Annotated in this window: 15 protein-coding genes; 9 read left to right on the forward strand and 6 right to left on the reverse strand. The window is 62.5% G+C overall.

What is annotated here, in order from left to right; all coding sequences use genetic code 11:
• Nucleotides 1–77: 77 nt before the first annotated feature.
• From rpsA to AC07VH_RS16255, 7 genes are all read left to right on the forward strand, one after another.
• The gene (gene rpsA, locus AC07VH_RS16225; protein ID WP_071650172.1) at nt 78–1790 is read left to right on the forward strand and encodes a 30S ribosomal protein S1; all 1713 of its coding nucleotides are present in this window, start codon (nt 78–80) and stop codon (nt 1788–1790) included.
• Between the two features lie 20 nt (nt 1791–1810).
• Nucleotides 1811–2116: an integration host factor subunit beta gene (locus tag AC07VH_RS16230; RefSeq protein ID WP_008446215.1), complete on the forward strand. Its 306-nt coding sequence runs from the start codon at nt 1811–1813 to the stop codon at nt 2114–2116.
• A 240-nt stretch (nt 2117–2356) separates the two neighbouring features.
• Nucleotides 2357–2659, forward strand: a complete 303-nt coding sequence (locus tag AC07VH_RS16235; RefSeq protein ID WP_077400759.1) for a LapA family protein — start codon at nt 2357–2359, stop codon at nt 2657–2659.
• A 46-nt stretch (nt 2660–2705) separates the two neighbouring features.
• Nucleotides 2706–3881: a lipopolysaccharide assembly protein LapB gene (gene lapB, locus AC07VH_RS16240; protein WP_034782020.1), complete on the forward strand. Its 1176-nt coding sequence runs from the start codon at nt 2706–2708 to the stop codon at nt 3879–3881.
• 79 nt (nt 3882–3960) lie between these two features.
• Nucleotides 3961–5328, forward strand: a complete 1368-nt coding sequence (locus tag AC07VH_RS16245; protein WP_475415706.1) for a UDP-glucose dehydrogenase family protein — start codon at nt 3961–3963, stop codon at nt 5326–5328.
• Nucleotides 5325–6278 carry a D-glycero-beta-D-manno-heptose-7-phosphate kinase gene (rfaE1, locus tag AC07VH_RS16250; protein ID WP_475415705.1) on the forward strand — a complete coding sequence of 318 codons (954 nt, stop codon included), beginning with the start codon at nt 5325–5327 and terminating at the stop codon, nt 6276–6278. The genes AC07VH_RS16245 and rfaE1 overlap by 4 nt, the downstream gene beginning before the upstream one ends.
• Nucleotides 6279–6444: 166 nt before the next feature.
• On the forward strand, nt 6445–7119 hold the full coding sequence (locus AC07VH_RS16255) for a ComEA family DNA-binding protein (RefSeq protein WP_494788671.1): 675 nt from the start codon (nt 6445–6447) through the stop codon (nt 7117–7119).
• A gap of 86 nt (nt 7120–7205) precedes the next feature.
• Here the strand turns inward: AC07VH_RS16255 and AC07VH_RS16260 are convergent, their stop codons facing one another.
• The 3 genes from AC07VH_RS16260 to AC07VH_RS16270 all read right to left on the reverse strand — a co-directional run bounded on the left by AC07VH_RS16260 (nt 7206) and on the right by AC07VH_RS16270 (nt 10635).
• Nucleotides 7206–8039 carry a sterol desaturase family protein gene (locus tag AC07VH_RS16260; RefSeq protein ID WP_475415703.1) on the reverse strand — a complete coding sequence of 278 codons (834 nt, stop codon included), beginning with the start codon at nt 8037–8039 and terminating at the stop codon, nt 7206–7208.
• Nucleotides 8040–8074: 35 nt separating this feature from the next.
• Complete coding sequence (locus tag AC07VH_RS16265; protein ID WP_475415702.1) at nt 8075–8830, reverse strand: PEP-CTERM sorting domain-containing protein; 756 nt, start codon at nt 8828–8830, stop codon at nt 8075–8077.
• Between the two features lie 239 nt (nt 8831–9069).
• On the reverse strand, nt 9070–10635 hold the full coding sequence (locus AC07VH_RS16270; RefSeq protein WP_494788672.1) for a phospholipase D family protein: 1566 nt from the start codon (nt 10633–10635) through the stop codon (nt 9070–9072).
• A gap of 200 nt (nt 10636–10835) precedes the next feature.
• Here AC07VH_RS16270 and AC07VH_RS16275 point away from each other — a divergent pair, with 200 nt between their 5' ends.
• Complete coding sequence (locus AC07VH_RS16275; protein ID WP_494788673.1) at nt 10836–12191, forward strand: M20/M25/M40 family metallo-hydrolase; 1356 nt, start codon at nt 10836–10838, stop codon at nt 12189–12191.
• Here AC07VH_RS16275 and AC07VH_RS16280 read toward each other — a convergent pair whose 3' ends face one another.
• A complete protein-coding gene (locus tag AC07VH_RS16280; RefSeq protein WP_494788674.1) occupies nt 12192–13958 on the reverse strand; it encodes an FAD-dependent oxidoreductase in 1767 nt (588 codons plus the stop codon).
• A 252-nt stretch (nt 13959–14210) separates the two neighbouring features.
• On the opposite strand from AC07VH_RS16280, the gene cysM reads away from it, so the two are divergent.
• Complete coding sequence (cysM, locus tag AC07VH_RS16285) at nt 14211–15113, forward strand: cysteine synthase CysM (RefSeq protein WP_475415698.1); 903 nt, start codon at nt 14211–14213, stop codon at nt 15111–15113.
• Between the two features lie 99 nt (nt 15114–15212).
• Here cysM and AC07VH_RS16290 read toward each other — a convergent pair whose 3' ends face one another.
• Nucleotides 15213–15545, reverse strand: a complete 333-nt coding sequence (locus tag AC07VH_RS16290; protein WP_034751784.1) for a hypothetical protein — start codon at nt 15543–15545, stop codon at nt 15213–15215.
• 438 nt (nt 15546–15983) lie between these two features.
• Nucleotides 15984–17129 carry a lytic murein transglycosylase B gene (gene mltB, locus AC07VH_RS16295; protein WP_494788676.1) on the reverse strand — a complete coding sequence of 382 codons (1146 nt, stop codon included), beginning with the start codon at nt 17127–17129 and terminating at the stop codon, nt 15984–15986.
• Nucleotides 17130–17137 lie beyond the last annotated feature (8 nt).

The raw sequence follows: 17137 nt of genomic DNA on the forward strand, positions 1-17137 counted from the left end.
CTGTCCGGGTGTGTCAAAAACCTAACCCAGTTTAAGTCGCATCGTGCGATCTCTGCTGGATAACCTGTGTGAACCCTATGTCTACTGTTACAACTAACGAATCTACCGGTATGGAAAGTTTTGCTGCGCTCTTCGAGGAATCGTTGTCGCGTCAAGATATGCGCTCCGGCGAAGTTATTTCCGCTGAAGTCGTGCGCCTCGACCACAATTTCGTGATCGTGAACGCTGGCCTCAAATCCGAAGCATTCATCCCTGTCGAAGAATTCAAGAACGACCACGGCGAACTGGAAGTCAAAGTTGGTGACTTCGTTTCCGTGGCGATCGAATCGCTGGAAAACGGTTTCGGCGATACCATCCTGTCGCGCGATAAAGCCAAGCGTCTGGCTTCGTGGCTGGCTCTGGAAAAAGCGATGGAATCGGGCGAAATCGTCGTCGGTACCGTCAATGGTAAAGTCAAAGGCGGTCTGACCGTGTTGACCAACGGCATCCGCGCATTCCTGCCGGGCTCGCTGGTTGATACCCGTCCTGTCAAAGACACCACCCCATTCGAAGGCAAGACCCTCGAATTCAAAGTGATCAAGCTGGATCGCAAGCGTAACAACGTGGTTCTGTCCCGCCGCGCCGTCATCGAAGCTTCGATGGGCGAAGAGCGTCAGAAACTGATGGAAACGCTGAAAGAAGGCACGGTCGTGACCGGCGTCGTCAAAAATATCACCGACTACGGCGCGTTCGTGGATCTGGGCGGTATCGATGGCCTGCTGCACATCACCGACCTGGCATGGCGCCGTGTACGTCACCCGTCGGAAGTACTGACGGTTGGCCAGGAAATCACCGCCAAGGTCCTGAAGTACGATCAAGAGAAAAACCGTGTTTCGCTGGGCGTGAAACAACTGGGCGACGATCCTTGGACCGGTCTGTCCCGTCGTTACCCACAAAGCACCCGTCTGTTCGGTAAAGTAACGAACCTGACCGACTACGGCGCGTTCGTTGAAGTGGAACAGGGTATCGAAGGTCTGGTACACGTTTCCGAAATGGACTGGACGAACAAAAACGTTGCTCCTAACAAAGTTGTCCAACTGGGCGACGAAGTAGAAGTGATGGTTCTGGAAATCGACGAAGAGCGTCGTCGTATCTCGCTGGGCATGAAACAGTGCAAAGCCAATCCATGGGACGACTTCGGTGTTACCCATAAGAAAGGTGATAAAGTCCGCGGCGCGATCAAATCGATCACCGACTTCGGCGTGTTCATCGGCCTGGCCGGCAACATCGACGGTCTGGTGCACCTGTCCGACCTGTCCTGGACGGAAACCGGCGAAGAAGCCGTGCGTCGCTTCAAGAAAGGTGACGAACTGGAAGCCATCGTTCTGGCCATCGACGTTGAGCGCGAGCGCGTTTCCCTGGGCGTCAAGCAACTGGAAGGTGACCCATTCAACAACTTCGCAGCCATGAACGACAAAGGCTCGCTGGTAACCGGCACCGTTAAATCGGTTGAGCCTAAAGGCGCCGTGATCCAACTGTCCGAAGAAGTCGAAGGCTACCTGCGCGCTTCCGAAATCTCGCGCGACCGCGTTGAAGATGCTGGTACGCACCTGAAAGTCGGCGACACCGTCGAAGCAATGGTGTTGAACATCGACCGCAAAGCCCGTGGTATCCAACTGTCGATCAAAGCGAAAGACAACGTGGAAACCCAGGAAGCCATGCAGAAGATGGCAGCTACCGACAACAACGCAGCTTCGGGCACCACCAGCCTGGGCGCCTTGTTGAAAGCTAAGTTCGATAACAAGAACTAAGACTTCGCGGATACTGGCAGATGACAAAGTCCGAGCTGATCAACCGCCTCGCTGAGCGTTATTCTCAGCTGGTGGCGAAAGATGCGGAGTATGCCGTCAAGACCATTCTCGATGCGATGACCAACGCCCTGGCGACCGGTCAGCGTATCGAGATCCGCGGTTTTGGCAGTTTTGCCCTGAACAGCAGGCCCCCGCGCATCGGCCGCAACCCGAAGTCCGGCGACAAGGTGATGGTTCCTGAAAAACGGGTACCCCACTTCAAACCGGGCAAACAGTTGCGCGAGCGGGTGGACGCGATGGTCGGGCAACCGATCATCGAGGATTAATCGTCTGCTGGAAGGCGACATAAAGAGCGGCGTCCTTGGATGCCGCTTTTTTTTGTTAATATGCTGTAGAGCACTGCTCAAACCTACTGCGCGTCGCGCTTTGCGGCCGGCGATGCTCACCGTACTTCAGTACGGTTGCGCTTCTTGGCCACAAATCACTGCCGCTCGCTGCGGTTTGATCAGCACTCTACGTTTGTGCCATGTGGCACGGGCATTTTTTTGTTCACTCTGGACCTATCGATGAAAATCATCTCCACCATCGTTGGCTGTGTTCTTTTCGTCCTGTTCTTCAGTTTTGCGCTGAAGAATGCGCAGGTTGTCGACCTGCATGTTTTCCTCAATTATGAAATTCGCGGCCCCCTGGTCCTGATGCTGCTGGGCTTTTTTGTCGCCGGCGCCAGCCTGGGCGTATTGGCCCTGACGCCGACCGTGTTCCGTCACCGCCGCGAAGCGAGCAAGCAAAAAACCACCATTGCCGCGCTGCAGACCGTTGGCGTGGCCAGCAATGTCCAGCCGCAACCGGACAGCGTGAGCGCGCAGTAAGCGCCGCCGTCGCTCCTATCTCTCTTACTCGAATAAAAACAATCGCATGGATTTTGAACTCTGGTGGCTCTTGGGTATCCCCGTGTTTTTCGCGCTGGGCTGGATTGCCGCGCGCGTGGACATTCATCAACTGGTGTCCGAATCGCGCAGCCTGCCGCGCAATTACTTCAAGGGCTTGAATTTCCTGCTCAATGAGCAGCACGACAAGGCCATCGACGCCTTCATCGAAGTCGTCAAGCTGGACCCGGAATCGGCCGATATGCACTTTGCGCTGGGCAACCTGTTCCGCCGCCGCGGCGAAACGGAGCGCGCCATCCGCGTGCACCAGAACTTGCTGGCGCGCCCGGACTTGCCGCTGGAACAGCAGGGCCACGCCGCCTACGAGCTGGGCATGGATTACCTGAAGGCGGGCTTGCTGGACCGCGCCGAAGAAACCTTCAACAGCCTGGTCGACACGCAATATGCGGCCCAGGCGCGCCGCGCGCTGCTGGAAATCTACCAGCGCGAAAAGGAATGGCCACGCGCCATCGAAGCGGCCGTGGGCTTGCAGGAATCGGGCGCTGGCGCGCGCCAGAAGGAAATCGCCCAGTTCTATTGCGAACTGGCGCATGACGCGCTGGTGCACATGAAGCCGGACGACGCCATGCCGCTGCTGGAAAAAGCCCTGCAGACGGATCGCAAGAGCGTGCGCGCCACCATTCTGACGGGCGACGTGCTGCTGGCGCGCGGCGACGTGGAAGGCGCGCTGACCACCTGGCGCCGCGTGGAGCAGCAAAGCGTGCCGCACGTGGCCCTGGTGGCGCAGCGCCTGATGGATGGCTACACCAAGGTGGGCCGTGCACAGGAAGGCGTCAACCTGCTGCGTTCCTACCTGGAAGAGGCGTCGTCGATCGACCTGATCGAAGTCGTCTTCAAGGCCGTCATCGAACTCGACGGTGTGGAAGCGGCGAAGCAGCTGGTCAGCGCCGAGCTGCGCCGCACGCCGACCCTGCTGGGCCTGGATAAGCTGCTGGAAGCGCGCATGATGGATGCGCCTGCCGCCATCTGGTCGGAACTGTCGATGGTGAAAAACCTCGTGCACGGCTACACGCAGAAGCTGGCCCGCTACCAGTGCAGCCATTGCGGCTTCAAGGCGCGCCAGTTCTACTGGCACTGCCCTGGCTGCAACAAGTGGGAAACCTACCCGCCGCGCCGCACAGAAGAACTTAACGTCATGAACTGATTCGTACACGTCACCTTGCCCTGAGCAATGTGGCGTGTACTTCTATGTAAGACCTGCTTTTTATCCATACGGTACATCCATGAAAATCACTATTATCGGCACCGGCTATGTTGGCCTCGTGACCGGCGCCTGCCTGGCGGAACTGGGCAACGACGTCTTTTGCCTCGACCTGGACGCACAGAAGGTCGCCTTGCTCAACAGTGGCGGCATCCCCATCCATGAACCTGGCCTGGAAGAAGTCGTGGCGCGCAACCGCGCCGCCGGGCGCATGACCTTTTCCACCGACGTCGAGGCCGCCGCCGCGCACGGCGCGATGCAATTCATCGCCGTCGGCACGCCGCCCGATGAAGACGGCTCGGCCGACCTGCAATACGTGCTGGCGGCCGCGCGCGGCATCGGCAAGTACATGACGGACTTCAAGGTCATCGTCGACAAGTCGACCGTGCCCGTCGGCACGGCCGAAAAAGTGCGCGCCGCCATCCAGGGCGAACTCGACGCGCGCGGCGTGGCCGCCACGTTCTCGGTGGCGTCGAACCCGGAATTCCTCAAGGAAGGCGCGGCCGTCGAAGACTTCATGCGTCCGGACCGCATCGTCATCGGCGTCGACGCCACGCCGGACGGCGAGCGCGCGCGCGAATTGCTGAAAAGCCTGTACGCGCCGTTCAACCGCAACCACGAGCGCACCTACTGGATGGATGTGCGCTCGGCCGAATTCACGAAATATGCGGCGAATGCCATGCTGGCCACGCGCATCTCCTTCATGAATGAGCTGGCGAACCTGGCCGACAAGGTGGGCGTCGATATCGAGGCCGTGCGCCACGGCATCGGTTCCGACCCGCGCATCGGCTACAGCTTCCTGTACGCCGGTTGCGGCTATGGCGGTTCCTGCTTCCCGAAAGACGTGCAGGCGCTCGAGCGCACGGCGCGCGGCCACGGCCAGGAATTGCTGATCCTGCGCGCCGTCGAAGCCGTCAACGACCAGCAGAAGCAGGTGCTGGGACGCAAAGTGGTCACTCGCTTCGGCGAAGACTTGACGGGCCGGCATTTCGCCGTGTGGGGCCTGGCCTTCAAGCCGAATACGGACGACATGCGCGAAGCGTCGGCCCGCGTGCTGCTGGCCGACCTGCTGGGACGCGGCGCCAGCGTGGCCGTGTACGACCCCGTCGCCATGGCCGAGGCGCGCCGCGTGCTGCAGCTCGATTTGACGCCGGCGCAATTGGCCAGGGTGCGCTTTGCCGACAGCCCGAAGGATGCGCTGCAGGACGCCGATGCGCTGGTCATCGTGACCGAGTGGAAAGCCTTCCGCAGCCCCGACTTCGAGCAGGTCAAGGCGCGCCTGAAGCAGGCCGTGATCTTTGACGGGCGCAACCTGTTCGAGCCGGCCGTCATGGCCGAGAATGGCATCGAATACCACGGGATCGGTCGCTCGATCCTGACGCGCGCATGAGCGCCCAGGAGGTGGTCGCCTTGACGGCGCCGGCCGCGCTGGCCCAGGTACGCCTGCTGGTGGTGGGCGATGTGATGCTGGACCGCTATTGGTTCGGCGACGTCAGTCGTATTTCGCCGGAAGCGCCCGTGCCCATCGTGCGCATCGAGAAGCGCGAAGAGCGCCTGGGCGGCGCGGCCAACGTGGCGCGCAACGCGGCCGCGCTGGGAGCGAAGACGAGCTTGCTGGGCGTGGTGGGCGACGACGAGGCCGGCAGCCAGGTCGAGCGCCTGCTCGAGGGGGGCGGCATCCACAGCTATCTGCAGCGCGATGCGGCCATTTCCACCATCATCAAGCTGCGCGTGATCGGCCGCCAGCAGCAGATGCTGCGCATCGACTTCGAGGATGCGCCCAGCGATACGGTGCTGCGCGACAAGCTCAAGCAATTCAATGCCCTCTTGCCGCACTACGACGTGGTGATCCTGTCGGACTACGCCAAGGGCAGCCTGGTGAACGTGGCCGAGATGATCAAGGCGGCCCGGGCGGCCGGCAAGATCGTCATGGTCGACCCGAAAGGCGATGATTTCAGCCGCTATACGGGAGCGTCAGTGCTTACTCCGAATAAATCGGAACTGCGCCGCGTGATCGGCAACTGGAGCACGGAAGAGCAGCTCACGGAACGCGCGCAGCAGATGCGCGCGCAGCTGGGCCTGGACGCCTTGCTGCTGACCCGTTCCGAAGAAGGCATGAGCTTGTACACGGCCGACGAGGTGCTGCACATGCCCACCGATGCGCGCGAAGTGTTCGACGTCTCGGGCGCCGGCGACACGGTGATCGCCACCATGGCGGCCATGCTGGGTGCCGGCATGGGCCTGGGCGACGCCGTGCGCACGGCCAACCGGGCCGGCGGCATCGTCGTCGGCAAGTTGGGCACGGCCACCGTCACCCGCGACGAGCTGTTTCCGCAGTAAGTATGCTGTATCGCCTGCGCCGGCCTGTTTGATCTGGCGCAGGTTCTCCCACCGTTCCGCCGTCCCGTCTTGTCAACCGTATCACGTCCCAGCCGTTAAAGCCGTTAAGGCGCTGCTCTTCCTTTGCGTTCGAGTCATCTTGAAACCACATTACGGAGAGATACCCATGTTCAAAAAAATACTGCTGGCCATCGCCACCTTGATCGCGACGATGGGCTTTGCCTTTGCCCAGGTCGATGTCAACAAGGCGGACCAGGCGGCACTCGACAGCGTCAAGGGCATCGGCCCCGTCACGTCGAAAGCCATCATCGATGAGCGCGCCAAGGGCGGCGCCTTCAAGGATTGGGCCGATTTCGAAAGCCGCGTGAAGGGCATCGGTCCGAAAAGTTCCGTAAAGCTGTCGGAAGCGGGCTTGCAAGTGAATGGCCAGGCCAAGTCCGGCGCGCCCGCGGCGCCCGCGACGGCGGCGAAAGCTGCCCCGGCAAAAGCTGCTGTGAAGGAAGTTGCAGCGAAAGAAGCCGCACCGAAGCCAGCTGCTGCGACCGACACCGCTGCGGCGCCGGCCAAGACAGCCGCTGAAGCGAAAAAAGAAGCTGCTGCCGCGAAGAAAGAAGCCAAGGCTGCCGCCGCTGCCGCCAAGAAAGAAGCCGCCGCGGCCAAGGTGGTGCCCGCCGCCGCGCCTGCCGCCGCCGATGGCGCCGCGCCAGTGAAGACGGCCGCCGAAGCGAAGAAGGAAGCTGCCGCTGCCAAGAAAGAAGCGAAGGCTGCTGCCGCTGCCGCGAAGAAAGAAGCGAAACTGGCTGCCGCCGAGGCGAAGAAGGCAGAAGCAGAGAAAAAGTAAGCGTGTTGCTGTAAGGCGTGTTGCGTGGTGGTGCCGCGCAGCACGAAAAGAAACCCCCGCGTGGTACCGGCCGCGCGGGGGTTTTTTTATTCTGCAGCCTGGACTTCTTGCTTGCCGGTGTGCCGGAATGGCGCAGCCAGTTGCCCCGCCAGCGTCTTTGGCATGGGAGCCTCGATGCCGCAGGCGGCCGGCCAGGCGCGCGGCAGGTGATATGTGCCGAACAGCCGGTCCAGCAGGGGCAGGGTCGAGGCGTAGTTGCGGTTGATGTGCTCGAATTTGCTGTGATGCCAGTGGTGGAAGGCGGGCGTGGCTACCAGCCATTCCAGCGGGCCGAAGCGCCAGCGCAGGTTGGCGTGGATGAAGAAGCCCCAGACGGTACCGATCAGCAACAGCAGCACGGGTGCGGCGCTGCCTGCCGCACCGGGGCTGGCCAGGCCCAGCAGATACAGGGGTGTCAGGCCGAACAGGCGCGTGACGACCATGTCGACGGGATGGGTGCGGGTATTGGCGAGGAAATACAGCTGTTCCGTGCTGTGGTGTACGGCGTGGTAGCGCCACAGCCATGGAATTTCATGGCTGAGCCTATGCCCCCAGTAAGTGCCGACTTCGCCAATCAGCAAGCCCAGCACGAGCTTGCCCCACAGGGGCAGGATAGACAAGGTGGCGGGAATGGCGTCTGGCAGCCAGCGCTGGCCAGCGACGGCGGCCAGGGCCAGCGGCACGGCCAGCAAGGCGGCCGGCAGCAGGCTGCTGATGAAATAAAAACCCAGGTCGCTGAACAGTTCCGTGCGGGAACGCCCCGCACGGGGTTGGCCAAAGAAGCGCTCGAGCGGCACGAAGAGCGCGGCCAGCAGCACCAGCCACAGGCTCAGGCGCAGTACATCGACGACGATGCCAGGCAAGGTGGTCAGCAGGCTCATTTGATTCCGTCAAACAATGGCAAAGTGTCGCTGTCTCAGGCCGCACGGGCCGTCTTGCGGCGGCGCGTCATGAAAGCCAGCAAGCCCAGGCCGCCGATCAGCATGCCCCAGGTCGACGGTTCCGGCACGGCCGAGACCAGCGACACGCCATCGAGCAGCATGAACGGCGGCGCGCCCGTCGGGCTGCCCTTGGCCATGAACGACAGCAATTCGCTGCTGTTCGTGGCCGTGAAGGTCATGCTGGCCTGGTGCCAGCCCGTGAAGCCCTGGCTGACATTGGCCAGGGATGCCGTTTGCTGCTTGCTGCTGCCCAGCGCAACGTCCCAGTAATTGATGGGATTATCGCCGCGGAAACCCACTTGCTGGCCAGCGCCGTACGAAAAGCTCAGGACGTAGGCCTGGCCGGCCACCAGGCCGCTCACCTGCTGCGTGACGGGGCCAGGAAAATAATCCCAGTCGGCGGCCAGCACATTGCCGCCCGTGGGGCTGACGCCCAGGCCGTTTTGCGGGCCGCGGCCGCTGTAGGAGTTCGGTCCCCACAGGGCCAGCGCCGTCGCGGCGTTGGTGTCGTCGATGTTGTTGCCGTTCAAGACGAAGTTATAGCCCTTGCTGGACCAGTCGCTCAGGTAGGTGCGGTCGTCGCGGGCGTATGTGCCTTCGTTCAATTGTTTCGAGGTGCCGTTACTGGTCAGTTCAAAATCGCCATTCTTGACCAGGTTGGTCGTGGCGGCCTGGGCGGCAGTGACGCACAGGGCGGCGGCCAGCGCCAGCAGGGTAGATGTTTTACGCATATACAGCTCCAAAAGGGACAGGGTCGTGTTGCAGTCTGTCGGCGAGCTTTTGGCCAACGTTGGATTCAATCGCGGAAGGGGCGAGAAGGGTACTTCAGGGACAGCGGCGGTGTCTCGTTGACGCCATTGACGCGATTATAGCAGTGTTTGGCAAAACGGCATCTAACATGTCTCGAAAACAACAAATATTTTTAAGTGGCAACCTTGTCAGGATTAACGTTTTTATATGCCATGCGCCTCTACAGCTGCGACTCGATCGGCAGCCAGCGCATCACGGATATCAGCAGGCGGCGCCAGAAGCCCGTTTCAGGGTCCTGTGTCCACACTTTGGCGGGCTGCTCGGTGGCGTCGGCCCAGCGCAGGGCGCCGTTGTCGAGGAACAATCGATAGCTGGTGTCGCTCGCCGTCGAGTGCAGGAATAGCGCGCGCATGTCGGCCGCCAGCGCGGCATCGTCGAACAGCACGCCCATTTCCGTGTTCAGCTGGGCCGAGCGGGGATCGAGGTTGAAGGAGCCGACGAAGCCCCGCTGGCCATCGACCACCACGGCCTTGGTATGCAGGCTGGCGCGGCTCGACCCCATCAGGCTGATGCGCTTGCGGTGCTGGGTCTTCAATTCAAACAGGGCGACGCCGCCATCGAGCAGCGCCTGGCGGTAGCGCGCATAGCCCGCATGCACGAGGGCCACGTCGGTGGCGGCCAGCGAGTTGGTCAGCACCTGGACCTGGACGCCGGCCGCGACTTTTTCGCGCAGGCTCTGCGTCAGCGCCGCGCCGGGCACGAAATAGGGCGAGGTCAGCAGCGCTTCTTCGCGCGCGTCCGTCAGCAGGGGCAGCAAGCTGTGCATGAGCCAGTGCTCGCTGCGCTGCAAACTGGCCATGGGCGCGGCTTTTTCCGGCGGGTCCGACAATACCTTCACCTGCGCGCTCCAGTGCAGGCGCAGGCGTCCGTCCAGGTGCGCCTGCAACTGGCCCGCATCGGTCAGCTGGCGCAGATACGGCGAGGCGCCCAGCTCGCCCGTGAGGGCATCGAGGCGGGCGCGCACAGTCTGCAGTTCCGGCGCGCCTGCATCCTTGCCGGCGTGCAAGGCGCCGATGGGGAGGACGGCGCGGCTGTTCCAGAAGCGGTCGAAGATGTCGCTCGTCTGCTGGACGGCGGGGCCCACCAGCAACAGGTCGGCATCCTGGAAATTGACTTGCTCGGCGGCGTCAAAATATTCATCGCCGATATTGCGCCCGCCGACGAGGGCGACCCTACCGTCGACGATCCAGGCCTTGTTGTGCATGCGCCGGTTCAGGCTGACGGCGCGCAGTGCCATTTCCACGGCGCGCAGCCAGATGCCGTCGCGGTTGCGACTTGGATTGAAGATGCGCACGTCGATCAGCGGATGGCTGTCGAGCGCGAGGATGGCGGCGTCCTGGCCGCGCGCATTGATATCGTCGAGCAACACGCGCACGCGCACGCCGCGGTCGGCTGCGCGCAGCAGTTCGCGCACCAGCAGGCGTCCCGTGACGTCGTTATGCCAGATGTAGTACTGCAGGTCGATGCTGCGGCCCGCTTCGCGCGCGCTCAGTGCGCGCAGGGCAAACGCTTCCAGATTGTCGTCAATCAGGGCCGTGCCGCTGTGGCCCGGGCGTTGCGCCAGCTGCGGCGCCAGCACGCGGTCGAGCAGGGTGGCATCCGTCGCCACGGGCAAGGCCGTGCCCGGCGCGCCCAGCGAGCGTTCGGCGAAGCGCCCGTAGCTGTACAGGGCAGCGATGCTGAGCACGGCAAACAAGGTGGCCAGCAACAGCAATTTGACGAGCATGCGGCGCACCGTCAGCGGAGCGCGCGCAGGCTGCGGCGTGCGGGATGGAGGACGGTCTGGCGCATGCTGTGTCTTTCGTGAGCGACGGGGAGTGGCCGATTGTAGCAGTTTCTACAATGCACGATTTGCGACCTGGGACATCCTTGCTTGCCGTCAAAAATGCGAGAATGATCACTTGTTAATGATCGGGAGACGGCGGCATGGTACGGATTTTGACGGCAATGACGGCAGCCATGCTGTCGGCTAGTGTGGCGGAGGCGCCGGGCGCCGAACCGGCACAGCAGCAGATACGGCAGGTGGTGGCCGACATCTCGCCGCAGCGCATCGAGGCGCATGTGCGCAAGCTGGTCGGTTTCGAGACGCGCCACACCATGTCCGATACCGTGTCCGACACGCGCGGCATCGGCGCGGCCCGGCGCTGGATCAAGGCCGAGCTGGAGCGCTGTGGCGCGCAGGCGGGCGGACGTCTGCAGGTAGCGTTCGACAGCCATGTCGCGCCCGTGTCGAAACGCATCGCGCGGCCGACGGAAATCGTCAACGTGGTGGCGACCCTGCCCGGCAGCCAGCCGCAGTCGGCCGGTCGCATCTATGTCGTCAGCGGCCATTACGATTCGCGCGCCACCGACGTGATGGATGCGCAGGGCGACGCGCCCGGCGCCAACGACGACGCGTCCGGCACGGCGGCCGTGATCGAGATGGCTTGCGCGATGGCGCGCTACCAGTTCGACGCCACGCTCGTCTTCATGGCCGTGGCGGCCGAGGAACAGGGTTTGTTGGGTTCCGGCCATTGGGCGCAGCAGGCGAAGTTGAACAAGCTCAACATCGCCGGCATGCTCAACAACGACATCATCGGCAGTTCGCGCGCGGAAGACGGCAGCGTCGATGGCGGCCAGGTGCGCCTGTTTGCCGAGGGCATCCCGGCCGTGAAGGAGATGAGCGACGGCGTGCGCGCCCTGGTGGCGACGGGCGGCGAAAACGATTCCATCTCGCGCCAGCTGGCGCGCCATGTGAAACAGGTGGGCGAGCGCTACGTGCCCGGCTTCAAGGTCAACGTCATCCAGCGCGCCGACCGCTACCTGCGCGGCGGCGATCATATGCCGTTCCTGGCGCAAGGCTACGCGGCGCTGCGCTTCACGGAACCGCACGAGGATTTTGCGCATCAGCACCAGGATGTGCGCGTGGAAAATGGCGTGCAGTATGGCGACCTGCCGCAATTCGTCGACTACGACTACGTGGCGAAAGTGGCGCGCGTGAATGCGGCGGCGCTCGCTTCGCTGGCCCTGGCGCCGGCCGCGCCCGCCGGCGTGCAGGTGCGCACGGCCCAGCTGGAAAACGCCACCGCACTGGTATGGCAGCCGAACACGGAACCGGACCTGGCCGGCTACCGCATCGTCTGGCGCGCCACGACGGCAGACCAGTGGCAGGGCGCGCAGGACGTGGGCAAGGTCACCGAGGCCAAGGTCAAGCTGTCGAAAGACAACTATTTCTTTGGCGTCCAGGCCATCGATCGCGACGGCAACGTCAGCGTGGCCACGTATCCCATGCCGCTGCGCTGATCAGGAGCCGACGGGCAGGCGCGCAAGAAAGCCGTGGATCTGGGAAACGACCGCCGCGCCTTCGCCCACGGCAGCGGCCACGCGCTTGGTGGAACCGGCCCGCACGTCGCCGATGGCGAACACGCCCGGCACGCTCGTTTCCAGCGCGGCCCGCTCCGGCAAGCCCGGTGGCGGGTAGGGTAAATGCGCGGTGTGGCCGTGGGCGCGGCATTCGGCGCGCGTGACGTCGAAGCCCGTGCGGATGAAACCCTGCTCGTCGACGGCGACGGCGCAGTCGTGCAGCCAGTCCGTGTTCGGATCGGCGCCGACAAACAGGAACACGCGGCGCACGGCGCAATCGCACTCTTCCCCCGTGTGGTTGTTGCGCCAGCGCACCTCCGTCAAGCCATCGTCGTCGCCCTCGAGGGCGATGATTTCCGTATGCGTATGCAGGGCGATGTTGGGCGTGGCGGCGATGCGCTCGATCAGGTAGCTCGACATGCTGGCCGCCAGGCCCTCGCCGCGGATCACCATGTGGACTTTGGCGGCGTGGCCCGAGAGGAACACGGCGGCCTGGCCGGCCGAGTTGCCGCCGCCGACGAGGATGATCTCTTCCTGCCGGCACAGCTTGGCTTCGATGGGCGAGGCCCAGTAATACACGCCACGTCCCTCATACGTTTTCAGGTTGGCCAGCGAGGGGCGGCGGTAGCGCGCGCCGCACGACAGCACCACCGTGCGGGCGCGCACCTGCGTGCCGTCGCACAGATTGACGCGCAGGGGCCAGGTGTCGCACAGCAGGTTGGCGGCGCTGGCCGGGGTGGCGATCTCGACGCCGAACTTTTGCGCCTGCACATAGGCGCGCCCCGCCAAGGCCCGGCCGGAAATGCCGGTGGGGAAACCCAGGTAATTTTCGATGCGCGCGCTGGCGCCCGCCTGGCCGCCGTACGCGCGCTGTTCCAGCGCCAGAACCGATAGGCCTTCCGAGGCCGCATACACGGCCGTGGCCAGGCCGGCGGGACCGGCGCCCACCACCAGCACGTCGAAGAGTTTGTCGCCGGATAAATCGGGCAGCATGCCCAGGCAGCGTCCCAGTTCCGCATTGCCGGGATTTTTCATGATCTTGCCGTCCGGACAGACCACCAGCGGCCACTCCTGCGGCGTGGGCTGGTAGCGACCGGCCAGCGCGGCGGCGGCCGCATCGCTGGCCGGATCGAGCACCGTGTGCGGATGGCCATTACTCGACAGAAAACTTTGCAGGTGGAACAGATTGCCATTGCCGCGCGGGCCCACCAGCACGGGGCCGCCCGAATTCGATTCGATCAGCGCCACGCGGCGCAGGATCAGGGCGCGCACGATGCGTTCGCCCATCTCCGCTTCGGCGACGATCAGCGCGCGCAAGGATTCCGAACTGATGTCGAGCAATTCCACCGGCCCCACGGCGCTGCCGTTGACGAGGGTGGGGCGGCCGGACAATTGCGCCACCTCGGCAATGAAATGGCCGACGCCCACTTCGCGCAACTGCGACGCCTGCCCCAGCACCTCGTGGCGCTTGATGCTGACCCGGCCGGACAGTATCACCAGCATGCCGAAGCTGCTGCTGCCCGCCTCGAACAGCGTCTCGCCATCGGCGAAGCGCCGCAGCGTGCCATAGCGCTGCAAGCGCTGCAGTTCGAGCGCATTGAAGACGGGCGAGATCTGGTGGCTGCGGCCCTGCAAGTCGAGCGTGGCGAACTGGACGGGATCATCCTGCGTCGTTTCGGGAATGAATTCGGGTGTGCTGCTGGCCATGGCGGGTCCGTTCGGAGGCTGAATAAGCAAATAACAAAAATAACTAACAGTGACGAGTCTAGCGCATGCGGCGCCCGCCCGCCGCAATATCCCTTGCGCACGCCCGGAAATGGCGGGGCGGCAAGCGCCATGCGGCCAGTGGCGGCGCAGCCGCGCACGCGCGCGGGCCCGGATGCCCCCGCCGATGAGCGATACGCCGTCCAGCATCTCATATTAGAATGGGTCCTTGTTGAATCCACTCAAACAGACACGATGGCTTACAAGACACTTGAAGATACGATAGGCAATACCCCGCTGGTGCAGCTGACGCGCTTGCCGGGCGCCGATGCGCTTGCGCGCAACAACGTCATCCTCGGCAAGCTGGAAGGCAACAATCCGGCTGGCTCCGTGAAGGACCGCGCGGCCATGTCCATGCTCAAGCGCGCGGAAGAGCGCGGCGTCATCAAGCCGGGCGATACGCTGATCGAGGCGACCAGCGGCAATACGGGCATCGCGCTGGCCATGGCCGCCGCCTTGCGCGGCTACAAGATGCTGCTCTTGATGCCAGACAACCTGAGCGTGGAGCGCCGCCAGAGCATGGCCGCCTACGGCGCCGACATTTTATTGACGCCGAGGACGGGCGGCATGGAATATGCGCGCGACCTGGCCGAGCAGATGCAGAAGGATGGCCGCGGCGTCATCCTTGACCAGTTCGCCAACGAAGACAATTCGCGCGCCCACTATGAAAGCACGGGACCGGAAATCTGGCGCGATACGCATGGCCGCGTGACGCATTTCGTCAGCGCCATGGGCACGACGGGCACCATCATGGGCGTGTCGCGTTACCTGAAAGAACAGAATCCCGCCATCCAGATCATCGGCGCCCAGCCCGAGGAAGGTTCGCAGATTCCCGGCATCCGCAAGTGGCCGGAAGCGTACTTGCCGAAAATCTACGACAAGTCGCGCGTGGACCAGGTGGAATACGTGAGCCAGGGCGTGGCCGAGCGCATGGCGCGCAGCCTGGCGGCGGAAGAGGGCTTGTTCTGCGGCATCTCGGCGGCCGGTGCGTGCGAAATCGCGCTGCGCATCTCGCAAACGGTGGAAAACGCGACCATCGTGTTCGTCGTCTGCGACCGCGGCGACAGATATCTGTCCACAGGTGTTTTTCCTGCGTAACGGCGAAGGATGTGAAGTGAGGTCGGCCAGAACGGCCTGAGAACTGCTGGAAATACCCCCTCCCCTGGCGGGGAGGGAAAACCTGCGAAACCGGCAGGATCAGCCTTGTGGCGTTTCGCCTTCTTTTGGTTTGAATTGCTTGTCGCTGATGCGGAATTTGTTACGACGGTCACCCATCAGGTAACGCAGGTCGCGGATGCTCAGATCGCTGACTTCGTGCATGCGGATCAGCAGCGATGCGCCGACCGGCAGGCGGTGATGGCGGATTTTGCTGATGACCGGTGGCGCCACTTCCAGCGCGCGGGACAAGGCTGCGTCGTTTTTCAGGCGCAGGTTTTCGATCAGGGTATCGAGCAGTCTGTTTGGGTTGTACTGGAGCAGATCGTCGGAGTCCGAATCGCTGTTCATATCAATGCCGACTTGGTTTGTCATGATGTTATTGTTCCTTCTGTAGTTGCACTGCAAAGTAAAAAACACTCGGAGCTCGCTCTTGCTGCGTTCATGTTCATTCTTTACTAAAAGGAACGAATTCACACACGGTACGATCCGGGAGACAGTTTTTCATGATATATACACAATTGTACAACAGGATTCAATTTCAAGCTGGAAAGCCCGATAATCTTGCCTTGTACAGAATTGGTGTTGTCTAGTTGCAACACCTATTTATTCTTTATTATGCTCTATGATAGAACAAAAATTGTACTTTGACAAAAGTTAAGTATAAAACCATTACTGCATCCCGTGCCGCACAAAGGCTGGCGAGCGAGGCTGGCACATGTTATCGGCCCTACCATAGTCTTGTTTGCTGGCCGCTTCAACATCCCTTACGCTTTCTTACAAGTAATATTATAACTTTACACTGACTTTCGGTTAGCGTGCGCGCACTTGGCTGATGGCCCTGCCCAAGTCGATCACTGACATGGCATAAAAATAACTTCTGTTGTACTGAGTTATAGCAAAGAAGTTATTGGTTGCCAAGTGATACTCAGTTGCTTCTGAACCATTTTGTAAATCGATCAGGCCGAACAACATGTTCTGGGGCGTGGACGGGGCGGCACTCACGCCGGCCTCCTGTAATTCCGCCAGCCGGTACTTGGCCTGCAAGCCCTGGCCGATGAACTTTTCCCACGTGCGGCTGGCCGAGACGGTGACGGGATACGTGCTGATGGCGGGGTCGTCGCGGCGCCAGCCATGTTCGACGAGGAAATGCGCGACGCTGCCGATGGCGTCGGCCGTGGAATTGCGCAAGTCGATGTGACTATCGCCATCGAAGTCCACCGCATATTTCATGATGCTGCTGGGCATGAATTGCGGCAAGCCAATGGCGCCCGCATACGAGCCAAGCAGGGTCAATGGATCGATGCCATCCTTGCGCGCATACAGCAGCGCGTTTTCCAGTTCGCCCTTGAAAAATTCCATGCGCGCGGCGCGGTTCGGGCTTTCCGGATAGGAAAACGCCAGGGTGGTCAGCGCGTCGAGCACGCGGAAACGGCCCGTGTTGCGTCCGTACACGGTTTCCACGCCGATGATGCCGACGATGATCTCGGCCGGCACGCCATATTCGCGCTCGGCGCGCGCCAGCGCTTGCGCATTCTCTTCCCAGAATTTCACGCCCGCATTGATGCGCACCGGTTCGATGAAGCGGGCGCTGTACGCTTGCCAGTTCTTCGGCTTGCCGGGCGGGGCCGGTTTCATCAGCTGCACGGTCGACTCGACATAGCGCACCTTGCCGATCAGGGTATCGAGTTCGGCGCGGTCAAAGCCATGCTTGGCGGACATTTCATCGAGGAAGGCGCGGACTTCTTTCCAGTTGGCATAGTCGACGAATTCGCCTTCGAAGTCGAATTTTGCCGGTGCTTTTTTAGCTGCCGCCTTGGCGGGCGGGGCCTTGGCCGCGCGCACGGCACGGGCGCGGTCGGCGGCGGAAATGTTGCTGTTTTCGCCGGCGTGCGCGGTGGCCAGGCACAGGGGAAGGGAGAGGAGCAGGGACAGGGCGGAGGTTTTGATCGGTAACAAGGAGCGTC

The organism is Janthinobacterium sp. GW821-FHT03C10 (assembly GCF_059420865.1).